Source organism: Microbacterium sp. cf332, assembly GCF_900102175.1.
In the GTDB taxonomy this organism is placed as follows: Bacteria; Actinomycetota; Actinomycetes; order Actinomycetales; family Microbacteriaceae; genus Microbacterium.
On the sequence record NZ_FNKN01000001.1, the window covers coordinates 1,329,335 to 1,343,030 of the forward strand.

A 13,696-nucleotide genomic window follows, 5' to 3' on the forward strand; every position below is an offset into this window, starting at 1 on the left:
GCGGGGCCGATGACGGGTGTCGGTGGCGGCGGGTCAGCGGACGAGCCAGCCCCCGTCGACCGGCACGATCGCGCCGGTGACGTAGGCCGCGGCATCCGAGGCGAGGAAGACGAACGCGCCCTGGAGGTCGCCGGGCGTGCCCCACCGGCCGGCGGGGATGCGGGCGACGATCGAGGCCTCGCGGTCGGCGTCGGCGCGGATCGGCGCGGTGTTGTCGGTGGCCATGTAGCCGGGCGCGACCGCGTTGACGGTGACTCCGGACGCTGCCCACTCGTTCGCGAGCGCCTTGGTCAGGCCGGCCACGGCGTGCTTGGAGGCGGCGTAGCCCGGCACGAGGACGCCGCCCTGGAACGACAGCATCGACGCGACGTTGATGATGCGCCCGGAGCCCTGCGCGATCATCCGGCGCCCGGCGGCCTGCGACAGGTGGAAGACGGCGTCGAGGTTGACGGCGAGCACGTCGTTCCAGTCGGCGACCGGATGCTCCGCCGCCGGTGCCCGCCGGATGGTCCCGGCGTTGTTGACGAGGATGTCGATGCCGCCGAGCTCGGTGACGGTCTCGGCGACCGCGTCGGCGAGCTGCTCGGGCGCGGCGGTGCCGAGGTCGAGACGGATGCGGTGGGCGCGGCGTCCGAGCGCCGTGATGGCCGCCGCGGTCTCGGCGGCGTCGCCGCGGTCGAGCAGCGCGACGTCGGCACCCGCTTCGGCGAGCGCAAGGGCGGCGCCCTGTCCCAGGCCGCGGGTCGACCCGGTGACGAGGGCGATGCGACCGTCGAGACGGAAGGAGTCGAGGATCATGCGGGGCCTCCGATGAAGGTGGTGGTCAGTTCGCCGAGACGCGAGATGCGCACCGTGACGGCATCGCCGTCACGCAGCGGCCGGTGGGCGGCCTGCGCGTCGGGCAGCTTCTGCGGGGTGCCGGTCGAGATGACGTCGCCGGGCTCCAGCGTCATGACGCGGCTGAGGTACGACACGACGTACGCGACCGAGAAGATCGTGGTCGCCGTGGACTGCGAGACGGTCACGACGCCGTCGCGGACGACCTCGACGAGCATGTCCTGCGGGTCGCCCGCCTCGTCGGGTGTGACGAGCCACGGCCCGAGCGGCGCGAAGCCGTCGAAGCACTTGCCCATCGCCCATTGGCTCTGCCGGCGCTGCCATGAGCGATCGGACACGTCGTTGAGGATCGTGTAGCCCGCGACGTGCGAGAGCGCCGTCGCCTCGTCGATGTCCTTCGCGCGGCGCCCGATGACGACGGCGATCTCGCCCTCGTAGTCGACGTCGGCGGCGACGGTCGGCACCACGACGGCGTCGGCCGGTCCGCGGAGGGTGTTCGGGGTCTTGACGAACACATCCGGGAATTCCGGGTCGTCCGCGGTCGGGTCGACGCCGTCGGGCACGTGACCGCGGTAGTTGTAGCCGAGGCAGAGGATCTTGCCCGGACGCACCGGCGCCTCAAGCTGTACCGACGACAGCTCGGGGTGGGTGATGTCGGCGCGGGCGACGGCCCCGTCGAGGGCGTCGCCCCCGGCGGCGACGAGATCGGTCAGCGCCGCCGGGCCGAGGTCGACGACACGGTCGACCTCGTCCACCGTCACGACGACGCCCGACCGGGTGCCGCCCTCGGTCGAGTATCGGACGAGCCTCACCAGTACGGCTTCCAGTCGGGGCGCGCAGCGCGCACGAGAGCCTCGAGGTAGAAGTAGTCGCCCCACAGGGTGCCCTCGTCGACGCCGACCGACTTCGGCAGGTCGTAGACGCTGTGCAGGAGCACGGCGTCGGCCGCCTCCGGGCTCTCGGGCGTGTAGTTCTCGATGAGCGAGGCGAGGATCTCGTGAGCCGCCGCCCGGTAGCGGGAGGCGGCATCGGGGTCGGTTTCCGCCCCCTCGTCGAGCACACCGGCGAGCTCGAACAGCCCCGACACCGCGATCGCGGCCGAGGAGCTGTCGCGGGGCGCGTCGGCGCCGTCGGTGTAGACCATGTCCCAGAACGGGACGCGGTCGCTCGGGAGGTGCGAGAGGAACCGTTCGGCGCAGCGACGCGAGGCATCGAGCAGGGCCGGGTCGCCGGTCGCTCGGTGGTTCATCGCGAAGCCGTAGATGCCCCACGCCTGTCCGCGCGCCCAGCACGAGTCGTCGAACGCGCCCTGCTCCGTCGCGCCGCGCAGCGGCTCGCCGGTCTCGGGGTCCCAGTAGAAGGTGTGGAAGGTCGTGTCGTCATCGCGCAGGATGTGCGTGCGCAGCTGCGTCGTGTGGCGGCGCACCGCGTCGGCGAAGCGCTCTTCGCCGGTCTGCTCGCCCGCCCACGTGAGCAGCGGCATGTTCATGAGGCTGTCGACGATCGTGCGTCCGCGCTGCGCGGGGTCGGAGAGATCTCCCCACGCTTGGATGATGCCGGCGGGTTCGAGGAAGCGACGCATGAGGTGATCGGCGGCCGACAGGGCGGTCTGACGGGCGTCCTCGTCGCCGAGGAGCCGGGAGGGCGCGACCGAGGCGAGGCTGTAGAGGAACCCGAGGTCGTGCGTGTCGAGGTCGTCCTCATCGCGGATGCGGCGTGCGAAGTCCGCCGCGTGGGCCAGCGCGGCGTCGCGGAAGAAGGCGTCGCCCGTGATCTCCCACGCGATCCACATCATCCCCGGCCAGAAGCTCGTCGTCCACCCGCGGTTGGCTCCCGCAGGGAACCCCCCGGCTGCGGGGCGGATCGGATACCGGTCGCCGCGGGTCGTGTCATCGGGGTAGTTCGGGCCGAACGTCTGGATGTTGCGACGCAGTGTGCTCAGGGCGGCGCCGATCGCCGCCTCGATCACGGCGGCGTCGACGACGGGAGGCGCGCCCGCTGCGGACGTCGCGCCCGCGCGCACGCCGAGATCGGTTCCGGGGAGGGATGTCATGTCGAGGGGTTCCTTCGGGTCAGACGGCCTGGGGCTCGGGATCGCCGAGCACCGGGCGGAGGATGTAGCGGGCATTGGCCCATGCGAGGTAGAGGGCGGGCGCCGCGGTGAGTCCGATCGCGACGGCCGGCATCGAGACGAACAGTCCTGCCTGCAGCGCGATGACCGCGAGCGAGACGAGACTCAGCCACCACCGGCGCACGCTCAGGAACACCGCGGCTCGGGCGATCGAGCGCAGCGACGCATCGGGCTCCTCGGCGAGGGCTGCGAAGGCGACGAGGCCCGCCGCGAGCAGGAGCACCGTGAGCACTCCGAGCACGGGCACGACGGCGACGCCCGCCTGCAGCGGCGCGAAGAAGCGGACGTCGACGAGCACGACGACGAGGGCGGCGACGACCACCGCGCCCAGCACGGGAGCCGTGCGCCAGGAGCGCTTCCAGCTGCGGACGAACACGCGCACGACCCGGGTCTCTCCCCCGCCGTGGGCTCGGAAGGTCGCGAACGCCGCCGTGATGCCCGGTGCGCACAGCGGCGCGACCAGGGCGAGCATCGGCCACGACAGCGCCGGGTCGGTGATCACGAGCAGCACGACGAGCGGCAGGCACGACGCGAGCAGCAGCAGGTTGGTCATGAGCCCGAGGTAGACGACGCCGAAGACGGTCGCGTACGTGTTGTGCGAGATGCGCTTCACGGCCTCACCCCTTCATCCCGCTCGTCGCGATGCCCTCGACGAAGTACTTCTGCCCGACGAGGAAGATGACGGCGATCGGCACCACCGAGATGACGAGTCCGGCGAACAGCAGGGCGTAGTTCGTGTCGTAGAGGTTGCTCACGAAGCTCTTGAGGCCGAGCTGGATGGTCCAGAGGTCGGGGTTGCGCAGGTAGATGAGCGGCCCGAGGTAGTCGTTCCAGGTGTTGACGAACGTCAGGAGCGTGAGGCTCGCGAGCGCCGGCACCGACAGCGGCAGCATGATGCGGCGCCAGATGCCGTACTCGCTCAGGCCGTCGAGACGCGCGGCCTCGGACAGCTCCTCGGGGATGGTCTCGTAGAACTGCTTCATGAGGAACACCCCGAAGGCGCCGAACGCCTGGATCAGGATGATGGCCCACAGCGTGTTCGAGACCTTGACGTTCGAGAGCAGGATGAACTGCGGGATCATGTACGACTGCCACGGCACCGCGATGGTGCCGATGTAGAGCAGGAACAGCACGTCGCGGCCGGGGAAGCGGATGCGCGCGAAGCCGTACGCCGCGAACGAGCCGGTGAGCACCTGCAGGAAGGTGACCACGACGGCGAGCACGAGAGTGTTGCGGATCCAGGTCAGCATCCCCGACTGCGACCAGATGTCGACGTAGTTCTGCCAGACGAAGACCTCGGGGATCCACTGGATCGGCACCGAGAAGACCTCGTTGGCCGACTTCAGCGAGCTCATGATCATCCAGAAGAACGGCAGCAGCAGGGCCGCGGCCGCGATGATCAGCGCGATGTATCCGGCGATGCGACCGATGCGGCGCAACGGCGTGATGCTGTCGGGGCGATGGCCTTCGGGCAGACCGTCGGCCGCGATCTTGCGCAGCGCCCGGCGGTCGTCCTGGGGCACGAGAAGATTCGTCATCAGACGTTCCTCCGCTTGTTCCAGATGAACTGGAGGATGGTCACGAGGATGCAGAGGAAGAAGAGCGCCACGGCGGCCGCGGAGGCGTAGCCGAACTGGTTCTCCTCGAACCCCTTGCGGTAGATGAATTGCGAGATGACGAGCGTCGACTGACCCGGCCCGCCCTCGGTCATCACGAGGATGAGGTCGAAGATCTTGAACGAGTTGATCGTGAGCATCACGGTGACGAAGAACATCGTCGGCCGCAGGCACGGGAGAGTGACGTTCACGAACCGCTCCCAGGCGTTCGCGCCGTCCATGCGGGCGGCCTCGTAGAGCTCTCGAGGCACGGTCTGGAGCCCGGCGAGGAAGAGGATCATGTAGTAGCCCATGTCGCGCCACGTGCTGACGACGACCACGGCGGGCATCGCCCACTCCGACGAGGTGAGCCACCCGGGCGGGTTGGCGATGCCGACCGCGCGGAGTATCTCGTTGATGGGGCCGTACTCGGGGCTGAAGAGCAGGTTCCACACCACGGCGATCGCGACGATCGAGGTGATGTAGGGGAAGAACGCCGCGGTGCGGAAGAACGCGACCCCCCGCAGCTTGTTGTTCAGCAGCAGCGCGAGACCGAGCGAGGCGATGATCGTCAGCGGGATGTGCAGCGCGGCGTAATAGAGGGTGTTGACGAACGAGATGCGGAAGCTGCCGTCGCCGAGCAGCCGCTCGAAGTTGGCGAGCCCGACCCAGTTCGCCGTACCGAAGATGTTCCAGTTCGTCAGCGACATGTAGAAGAGCGTGACGACCGGCACGAGCGTCAGCAGGGCGAAGCCGACGAAGTTGGGCAGGATGAAGCTCCAACCCAGCAGCGTGTTGCGCACGGTCAGCTTCGAACGTCTGCGTCGCTGCGTCGGCTCGGAGCGGCGCGCCTTCGGAGAGGCGGCGGTGGTGGTCATGGTGTCTCCTGGGGAGGACGGCGGGGGATGCGGCCGGCGCGGGTACGCCGCGCCGGCCGCGGGGTACCGTCGACGAGGCGACGGCACGCGGGGTCAGTCGAGACCGACCTCGTTGGCGACGCGATCCTCGGCCTCGCTGATGGCCTGCTCGACCGGGGTCGAGCCCGACAGGATCGCGCTGTGCATGTCGTTGAGGATGTTCTGGATCGACGCGGTCTTGTTCGACGTCGGGTTCTCGGGGTGGACGTCGCCCGTCGACCACGCGAACTTCGACAGGTCGTCGGTCGGCGCGCCGTCGACGGCGAAGTACGCCTCGGTCACGGCGTCGTTCGACGCGGCCGGGGTGATGCCGATCTTCGCCAGCTCCTCGGCGGCCTCGAGGCTCGCGGCGTAGGCGAGGAAGTCCTTCGCCGCCTGCACCTTGGCGCCGTCGATGTTGGCGTTGATCGAGAAGCCGGTGGGGTCGCCGAAGGTCACCGGGGTGCCGTCCGTGCCGGTGGTCGACGAGTCGAGCTGCGGGATCGGCGCGATGCCCCACTCGAAGTCGTTCGCCTCGCCCGAGGCCTGCTGCGAGATCAGGGTGGCGACGTACCACGTGCCCATCGGCAGCATGGCCGCCTTCTGCGTGCCGAACTCGCCCTGGTAGGTGAGCTGGTTGGCCGTCGAGGTGTTGAAGTCGACCTGGGCGCCGGCGTCCTGCAGGCCGAGGACGCGGTCGTAGTAGTCGGCGAAGTATCCGTAGTCGCCCGAGAGCACGTCGGTGTCCTCCTGCGCCGACGCGAAGCCCTGCACGGTCGACTGCCAGCGGTGCTGGTATGTGCCATTCGCGACCCCCGCCGTGGTGATCGCCTCGGCCGCGGTGTCGTAGTCCTCCCACGTCCACGAGCCGTCGGGGTACTCCTGGCCCGCGGCGTCGAAGAGCGCCTTGTTGTAGAACAGGACCCAGCGGTCCTGGCGGTACGGGACGCCGTACGCCGTGCCGTCGACCTCGTACGACGAGGCGCCGCCGACACCGTCGGGCAGCTCGACGTCGGAGACGTCCATGAGCTGGCCGCCCTCCTGGAACGTCGTGACGAACTTCACCTCTTTCTGGGTGATGATGTCGGGTCCGACGCCCGCGGCCAGGTCTGCGGTGACCAGCGTGTTGTACTCGGCGGCGTCGTACTGCTTGAGCTCGACGGTGACCTCGGGGTTCTTCTCGTGGAAGGCGTCGGCGAGCACCTGGAACTCGGGCGTCGTGTCGAGGCTCCACCCCGAAAGGGTGAGGGTGACGGGGCCGTCGGCGGTCTGGGCGGGCTCGGATCCCCCGCCGCAGGCGGCGAGCGACAGGGTGGCGACGACCGCCATCCCCGCTGCGGCTGCGAACTTGCGCTTCATGCGTGCTGCTCCTTTGCGATTGCGTGCGAGGTCCCACGTCGGACCTCGTGGTGCCGAAGCGCCGGGGCGGGCGATTCGGAGTCGGTGAGACGGCTCACGGTGCGGACGCCGTCGGGCCAGGTGACCGTGACCGTCGCGCCGTCGACGTCGACGGCGGCGGACGGCGCGCTGCGCTGTCCCCCGGCGAGATCGAGCAGGGTGACGACGGGCTCCCCGACGCGCACCGCGTGCTCGATGGTGGGCACGAGGGTGCGGACGCCGAGCGGGTCGGCGTCGGCCCGCGAGACGAGTCCGGCGACGCCGTGCGGGGTGATCGAGCGGATGCCGCTGCTGAGACCCCGCGATGACACCCATGAACCGGTGTCATCGGTGCCGCCGACGACTTCGTCGCCCGAGAGCGGCCAGCCGCCCAGGCGGAGACGCAGCGCGTCGGCGTCCCGACCGGGGGCGAGGTCGCCGACGACGACGATGCGCACCTCGGACGCGCCGCGGACGATCGAGGTGGTCGTGACGGTGCCCACCGTCGTGACCTCCCCGGCCAGGCCCGACCCGTGGCGATGGGTCGCGGGAGCCGGCGTCACGAGGTGCGCGTCCCAGGTCGACGCGCCGATGCCGACGCGCCCGTCCGCGTCGTCCTGGAGTCGCACGCTCAGCAGTGTCATGGCCGTGCGGTGGGTCGCGCGTCCGTCGGCCTCGACGAGCGCCACGGACTGCTCGAGCGGCTCGACCCAGCCGCGTTCGTCGAGGATCGGCGAGGTCGCGGTCGAATAGCCGAGGCGCGCGTAGAGCGGGGAGTCGGCCGTGCGCGCCTCGGGGAAGGCGTGGTCGGTGCCATGGTTGACGACACGGACGATGCCGTCGGCAGCGGTGGCCGAGACGATCCAGCCGGGAGAGACGATCGCCCGGAGAACGTTGCCTTCTTCGACCGGCAGGGGCTCGGCGACGGCGCTCCACACCGGGTGGTCGGCGGGCAGCAGCAGCCCGAGGAATCCCTTGACCGCCCAGTAGGGGGAGCCCGGACCCGAGTACGACTGCGCCAGCGCGCGCCACGTGCCGTGCCAGCCCATCGTGAGAATGCCGTCGGCATCCGGGGCGCCCCGGCCGGCGAAGTGCATCACGAGTCGATCAGCGGCGTGGCGGAGGCGGCCCGGGCTGTGCGAGGGCACGTCCGCGATGACGCCGGCCCAGAACGGGGCGGCCGCCGCGAAACGGTAGATGAGGCTACGACCCTGGATGAGGGGTGAGCCGTCACCGCCGACGAGAGCGAGCGCGTCGTGGAGGAATGCGTCGAGACGCGCGATGTCCGCACCCGTGCGGCCCGCCGCGAGGTCGGCGGCGCCCGACATCCGGGACCACAGGATCGGGTAGACGTGCAACGCCCAGCCGACGTAGTGGTCGTACGAGCGCTCCGCGCCGTCGGAGAGCCACCCGCCCTCGCGCACGAACGAGTCGTGGCGGGCGAGGTCGGCGGCGATGTCGTCGGCCGACCACGGACCGCCGACCGACCGCAGGAAGGTCTGGACGACGATGCGGAACCACACCCAGTTGGTCTGCGGGTAGGTGTCGTCTCCGACGACCGGCGCGAGGTAGTCCACGACGCGCTGCTGCGTGACGGCATCGAGCCGGTCCCAGATCCAGGGGCGGGTGAGATCGAGGACGAGGGCGATCGAGGCGGCCTCGACCTTCGCCTGAGCGTGCTCGTCCATGCGGACCCAGCGGTCGGGCGCCTCCGGATCGACCCCGCACACGATGCCGCGGGCGTAGTGCGCGATGAGCTCGTCGACGCCCTCGCCGCGTGCTCCGGCGATGCGGAATCCCGCGAGCAGGAAGGTGCGGGCGAACCCCTCGAGGCCGTCGACGGCGCGACCGTAGCCGCCCTCGGCGCCGGGGAAGTGGATGCGGCCGCCACCGGGCGACGCGTGGCGGCGGGCGGAGTCGAGCAGAACGTCGGCGCGGGCGAGCCATGCAGCGCGGACCGTCTCGCCGTGGGGCGGGCTCGGGTGCTCGGAAGTCACCGGTTCTCCTTCGAAGGGCTTCTCGGTCGTCATCGTCGATCGCGACCGATTCGGAGGTTAGCAACCTGATTCGATCATTGCAAGATCTTCTTCGTTTCCTTATGATCGATTCTGATCGTTTCTCGAGATGGCAACACGCACCGTTCGAGATGCCTGACATCGTCGAAGGAGGCCTCGTGCAGTGGGACACCGACCGTTTCCGCGGTCCCCTCGCCGCCGTCTGCGCGGGCGTGGCAGCCGAGCTGCGACCCCCGTCGCGGGCGCTTCCGGTGCCGAGCGCCGCGCCCGGGTGGGGCGCGGCCATTCCGGCCGAAGTGCTCGATCCTCTGCGAGCACGCGCCGCCGCCGACCTCCGCGCACCCTGGCCGCATGTGCTCGCGAGCTCCGCCGTGCGCGTGCACCGCGACGGCGATCGCGACGGGTACGAGCAGGCCGTCTTCGCCCGCCAGCGACGGCTGAGCCGCGCCGCGGTGCTCGCGGCGGTCGACGACGACCCCGCCTGGCTCGACGAGGTCGCAGACGGCGTCTGGCTCCTCGCCGAGCAGTCGTCGTGGTGTTGGCCCGCGCACGACGACTCGCACGCGCGGCGCGGCGCGGTCCTGTCCACGGTGACCGACCCGTTCCTCGACCTCGGAGCCGGCGAGGTCGTCGCGCAGCTCGCCTGGATCGACCACCTGCTCGGAGACCGACTCGACGGAACGTATCCGGGCCTCCGCGCCCGCATCCGCCACGAGGCCGAGACGCGCGTCATCGACCCCTTCCTGCGGCGGCGAGACTGGCACTGGATCGGGCTCGACGGACACGTGCACAACTGGAATCCCTGGATCCACGGCAACGTGCTCGTCGCTGCGCTCGCGCTGCTCGACGCCGGGCCGCGCCGCGACCGCGTCGTCATGCTCGCGGCCGAGGGGATCGACCGTTACGTCGCCGCGCTGCCCGAGGACGGCGCGATCGACGAGGGCTACGCCTACTGGTGGAACGGCGCCTGCCGCGCGCTGGAGGCGCTCGACCTGCTCGCCCACGCGACCGACGGCGCCTGGAACCCGGCGCCCCTCGTGTCCGCCCTGCGCGAGACCGTCGCCTTCCCTCACCGCTCCCATTTGGGCGGGCGGTGGTACGTCAACCTGGCCGACGGCCCCGCGCGTCCCCCGACGGACCAGCCCTGGCACGCCCTGCACCGCGCCGCTCGCGTCGTCGGCGACGACGACGCCCGCCGCCACGCCGCAGCCCAGGCGGCCGATGCCGGCACGCGCGCGACGGAGGACGCCGGGCTCGGCCGGCTGCTGCGAGCGGTCACCGACGGCGAGTGGCTGAGCGCCGGCGCGGCATCCGCGCCCCTCCCCCGTGATGTGTGGCTGCCCTCGACGCAGGTGGCACTCGCACGGCCGAGCCGCGGGTCGACCACGGGCCTGACGCTCGTAATCAAGGGCGGACACAACGACGAGAACCACAACCACAACGACGTCGGATCGATCATCGTCGCCTCGGACGGCGTGCCCGTCGTGGTCGACGCGGGCCGGCCCACTTACACGGCGCAGACGTTCGGTCCCGACCGCTACGCGATCTGGACGATGCAGAGCGAGTGGCACAGCGTTCCCCGCGTATCGGGCGAGACACAGCCTGCCGGGGCGGGCTTCCGCGCGAGCGACGCACGCATCATCCGATCGGACGAGTCGTCGGGCCTCGACATCGAGATCGGCGGCGCCTACCCCGTCGGAGCCGTCGACACCTGGCGCCGCCGGGCGACGCTCGACCGCACGACCGGCCGCGTGGAGGTCGACGACCGCTGGGCGGGCGCTCGCACCGGCACTCGCGTACGGTTGCTGCTCGCGGGCACCGTCACCTGCGGACCGGGATGGGCGCGCATCGTGCCGGTCGACGCTGCGCGGGCAGTCCGCGTCTCATGGCCCGCCGACGCGCCGTACGAGGTGGACATCCGGCCGCTGGCGGATCCGATGCTGTCGGATGTGTGGGGGCCGCGGCTCACGAGACTCGATATCGGCGTCGATGATCGCACCGACCTGCGTGTCACGGTAGAACAGGAACGGAACGAGGACGAGCGACCATGACCGACCCCACACCGGCGCTGCTGGCTGCCGAACGACGCGCGCACATCCTCGCGGCGATGGAGCGCGAGGGCGCGGTGCGCATCTCGCAGCTGACCGACGAGCTCGGCGCCGCGACCGTGACCCTGCGCCGCGATCTCGCTCAGATGGAGCAGGAGGGACTGCTGCAGCGCGTGCACGGCGGGGCGATCCCCACGAGCGGGCAGCAGGGGCACACCGCCGGCTCGCCGGCCACGGTCGAGACGTCCGCGGGATCGATCGCCGTCCTCGTGCCCTCGCTGAACTTCTACTGGCCGGGGGTCGTGCGCGGCATGGAGACCGCGGCGCGCCGGCACGGCCTCAAGGTCCAGCTGCGCGGGGCGTCGTACGAGCTGCAGGACGAGCGACCGGTGCTCGAGCGCCTCGTCGCGAGCGGCGACATCCGCGGCCTGATCGTCGCGCCCAACACCGACACGCCGCACTCGCAGGACGTGGTCCAGTGGCTCGCCGAGTGCGGCACCCCGAGCGTGCTCGTCGAACGCGAAGCGATCGTGCAGCCCGCCGGCGTGCCCGTCGAAGCGGTCACGACCGACCACGCGCTCGGCGCCGTCCTCGCGGCGCGCCACCTCGCGTCGCTCGGTCACCGCAAGGTCGGGCTCGTGCTCTCGCGCAACTCGCCGACCTCCCGCAAGATCGCCGCCGGATGGCAGGCGGCCTGCGAGGAGCTGGGACTCACCCCCGCGCAGCACATCGAGACCACGCTTCCCGATCGGGCGAGCCCGGAGTTCTCGGCCGCGGTCGACACGACGCTCGACCGGGCGCTCGGCAGCGGCGTCACCGCCTTGCTGGTCCACTCCGACCCCGAGGCGATGGCGTTCGTCGACCTCGCGCTCAACCGCGGCATCTCGGTGCCCGCCGACCTGTCGATCGTCGCCTACGACGACGAGGTCGCCGAGCTGTTCACCCCCGCGCTCACCGCTATCGCACCCCCGCGTGTGAGCGTCGGCGAGACGGCGGTCGAGCTGCTCGTGTCGCGCATGGCCGACCCCGGGCGCCCCACCCGCCGGGTGATGCTCAACCCCACGCTCGTGGTCCGCGAGTCGACGGTCGCGCCGCGGACGGAAGACCCCGCGTGATCGATCGTCACGACTATTCGCCGTGGGACTTCTGGTCCACGGCATCCGATGAGAGCCGTCGACGCCAGCACGAGCACCAGGCGGCTCTCGTCGACGAGAACGCGGGGTGGACGATCGGCGCCGAGTGCTTCGTCTCGGAGCTCGCGGCGCTCGATGCCGAGACGCTCGCGCTCGGTGACCGCTCGTACGTCGCCGCCGGGGCGTACCTCACCGGAACCGTGCGGATCGGTGCGGACTGCTCGGTGAATCCCGCGACCGTCGTCCGCGGCGACGTGGTCTTCGGCGATGGCGTGCGGATGGGCGCGCACAGCTCGGTGCTCGGGTTCAATCACTCGATGGAGCCGGGCACGCCCGTGTTCCGGCAGCCGCTCACGAGCCGCGGCATCCGCATCGGCGACGACGTCTGGATCGGCTCGCACGTCGTCGTGCTCGACGGGGTCACCGTGGGCGCCTCGGCCGTGCTCGCAGCGGGAGCCGTCGTCACCAAGGACGTGCCCGCGGGCGCCATCGTCGGCGGCAACCCCGCCCGTCTGCTGCGGTGGCGGGTGCCGCCCGTCGACGCCGCACCCGACGCGGAGGGGCTGCACGCGCGCGTGTCCGCCTTCGCGGACCGCGCCCGCGCCGACGCGGAGGCCGTGCTGGGGCGCTCGCACGATGCGGCGTCGGGTCTGTACGTCGACCATCCGGGCGCCCGGCCCACGGTGCGCGCGCAGGGCGACGCGGTCGAGGTCGCCGATCTTCTGCTGGGGACGGTGCCGCCCGGAAGCGATCCTGCGGAGCTCGCGGCCCGGCTGCGCGGCTGGCAGGACCCGGCGACGGGCGCCGTACCGCCTCTCGACGCACGAGACCACCCGGGCTGGGACGACGGTGACACGGCCTATCACGTGCTCTCGACCGGGTACGCGCTCGACCTGTTGGGGTCGGAGTTCGCCGACCCCGTCGGGCTGATCACCGAGGCCACGGCCGACTCGGTCATCGCGAGGCTCGAGGCCCTGCCCTGGGACACCGATCCCTGGAATGCCGGCCACCACGTCGATGCGATGGGCACGGCTCTGCTCTGGGCGCGACGGCGAGGCGACCGGGTCGCGCCGGGCGTGCCCGAGGCCCTCTTCGGATGGCTCGTGACGCGTGCGGATGCCGTGAGCGGCATGTGGGGCCAGCCCTCCGCCGACCGCGGTCTGCTGCTCGTCGTCAACGGCTTCTACCGGGCCTCGCGGGGCACGTTCGCGCAGCACGGCGTCCCGGTGCCGCATCCGGACGCGGTCGTCGACACGGTGCTCCGCCACGCGCGCGACGACCGCTGGTTCGCGCCGTCGCGGCTCGATGCCTGCAACGTGCTCGACGTCGCGCATCCCCTGTGGCTCACCCGCGCGAGCGGCTACCGCCGCGCCGAGGTCGAGGAGCTCGCGGCACGTCTGCTCGGGCAGGCCCTCGACGGATGGCGAGCGGGCGCGGGCATGAGCTTCCGGCTCGCCGACACGGAGCCGGGCCTGCAGGGAACCGAGATGTGGCTCGCGATCGTCTGGTACCTCGCCGACCTCCTCGGCGTCTCGGACGCGCTCGGCTACCGCCCGCGCGGCGTCCACCGCCCCGAGCCCGCCCCGGCGTCCTCGCATCATTCACTCAATGCACGGCCAAGCGCCCGGTGAACGACCTTCCCGCGTGAGCAAGCCGTGCGCTCG

11 protein-coding genes are annotated in these 13,696 nt (G+C 71.4%); 3 read left to right on the plus strand and 8 right to left on the minus strand.

Annotation, left to right across the window (positions count from 1 at the left end):
• Positions 1-33 precede the first annotated feature (33 nt).
• From kduD to BLT21_RS06385, 8 genes are all read right to left on the minus strand, one after another.
• The gene (gene kduD / locus BLT21_RS06350) at positions 34-798 is read right to left on the minus strand and encodes a 2-dehydro-3-deoxy-D-gluconate 5-dehydrogenase KduD (RefSeq protein ID WP_218125719.1); all 765 of its coding nucleotides are present in this window, start codon (positions 796-798) and stop codon (positions 34-36) included.
• The gene (locus BLT21_RS06355; RefSeq protein WP_256335941.1) at positions 795-1,649 is read right to left on the minus strand and encodes a fumarylacetoacetate hydrolase family protein; all 855 of its coding nucleotides are present in this window, start codon (positions 1,647-1,649) and stop codon (positions 795-797) included. Before BLT21_RS06355 ends, kduD begins: the two co-directional genes overlap by 4 nt.
• Positions 1,646-2,890 carry a glycoside hydrolase family 88 protein gene (locus BLT21_RS06360; RefSeq protein WP_091500491.1) on the minus strand — a complete coding sequence of 415 codons (1,245 nt, stop codon included), beginning with the start codon at positions 2,888-2,890 and terminating at the stop codon, positions 1,646-1,648. Before BLT21_RS06360 ends, BLT21_RS06355 begins: the two co-directional genes overlap by 4 nt.
• 19 nt (positions 2,891-2,909) lie before the next feature.
• Positions 2,910-3,581 carry a DUF624 domain-containing protein gene (locus tag BLT21_RS06365; protein WP_091500492.1) on the minus strand — a complete coding sequence of 224 codons (672 nt, stop codon included), beginning with the start codon at positions 3,579-3,581 and terminating at the stop codon, positions 2,910-2,912.
• 4 nt (positions 3,582-3,585) lie between these two features.
• A complete protein-coding gene (locus BLT21_RS06370; RefSeq protein WP_091500493.1) occupies positions 3,586-4,506 on the minus strand; it encodes a carbohydrate ABC transporter permease in 921 nt (306 codons plus the stop codon).
• The gene (locus BLT21_RS06375; protein WP_091500494.1) at positions 4,506-5,441 is read right to left on the minus strand and encodes a carbohydrate ABC transporter permease; all 936 of its coding nucleotides are present in this window, start codon (positions 5,439-5,441) and stop codon (positions 4,506-4,508) included. Before BLT21_RS06375 ends, BLT21_RS06370 begins: the two co-directional genes overlap by 1 nt.
• A gap of 93 nt (positions 5,442-5,534) precedes the next feature.
• Positions 5,535-6,818 carry an ABC transporter substrate-binding protein gene (locus BLT21_RS06380; protein ID WP_091500495.1) on the minus strand — a complete coding sequence of 428 codons (1,284 nt, stop codon included), beginning with the start codon at positions 6,816-6,818 and terminating at the stop codon, positions 5,535-5,537.
• Positions 6,815-8,833: a DUF2264 domain-containing protein gene (locus BLT21_RS06385; RefSeq protein WP_256335942.1), complete on the minus strand. Its 2,019-nt coding sequence runs from the start codon at positions 8,831-8,833 to the stop codon at positions 6,815-6,817. Before BLT21_RS06385 ends, BLT21_RS06380 begins: the two co-directional genes overlap by 4 nt.
• 149 nt (positions 8,834-8,982) lie before the next feature.
• Here BLT21_RS06385 and BLT21_RS06390 point away from each other — a divergent pair, with 149 nt between their 5' ends.
• The 3 genes from BLT21_RS06390 to BLT21_RS06400 are packed head-to-tail and all read left to right on the plus strand — an operon-like array spanning position 8,983 to position 13,663.
• Complete coding sequence (locus BLT21_RS06390) at positions 8,983-10,902, plus strand: heparinase II/III domain-containing protein (protein WP_091500497.1); 1,920 nt, start codon at positions 8,983-8,985, stop codon at positions 10,900-10,902.
• Positions 10,899-12,014 carry a substrate-binding domain-containing protein gene (locus BLT21_RS15740; RefSeq protein WP_091500498.1) on the plus strand — a complete coding sequence of 372 codons (1,116 nt, stop codon included), beginning with the start codon at positions 10,899-10,901 and terminating at the stop codon, positions 12,012-12,014. Before BLT21_RS06390 ends, BLT21_RS15740 begins: the two co-directional genes overlap by 4 nt.
• Positions 12,011-13,663: an acyltransferase gene (locus tag BLT21_RS06400; protein WP_091500499.1), complete on the plus strand. Its 1,653-nt coding sequence runs from the start codon at positions 12,011-12,013 to the stop codon at positions 13,661-13,663. The genes BLT21_RS15740 and BLT21_RS06400 overlap by 4 nt, the downstream gene beginning before the upstream one ends.
• The last annotated feature ends 33 nt before the right edge of the window (positions 13,664-13,696 follow it).

What these genes read in the sequence shown, in the direction of transcription:
- kduD (WP_218125719.1), bottom strand. Translation starts at nt 798, where the DNA reads ATGATCCTCGACTCCTTCCGTCTCGACGGTCGCATCGCCCTCGTCACC.
- BLT21_RS06360 (WP_091500491.1), bottom strand. Translation starts at nt 2,890, where the DNA reads ATGACATCCCTCCCCGGAACCGATCTCGGCGTGCGCGCGGGCGCGACG.
- BLT21_RS06370 (WP_091500493.1), bottom strand. Translation starts at nt 4,506, where the DNA reads ATGACGAATCTTCTCGTGCCCCAGGACGACCGCCGGGCGCTGCGCAAG.
- BLT21_RS06375 (WP_091500494.1), bottom strand. Translation starts at nt 5,441, where the DNA reads ATGACCACCACCGCCGCCTCTCCGAAGGCGCGCCGCTCCGAGCCGACG.
- BLT21_RS06380 (WP_091500495.1), bottom strand. Translation starts at nt 6,818, where the DNA reads ATGAAGCGCAAGTTCGCAGCCGCAGCGGGGATGGCGGTCGTCGCCACC.
- BLT21_RS06390 (WP_091500497.1), top strand. Translation starts at nt 8,983, where the DNA reads ATGCCTGACATCGTCGAAGGAGGCCTCGTGCAGTGGGACACCGACCGT.
- BLT21_RS15740 (WP_091500498.1), top strand. Translation starts at nt 10,899, where the DNA reads ATGACCGACCCCACACCGGCGCTGCTGGCTGCCGAACGACGCGCGCAC.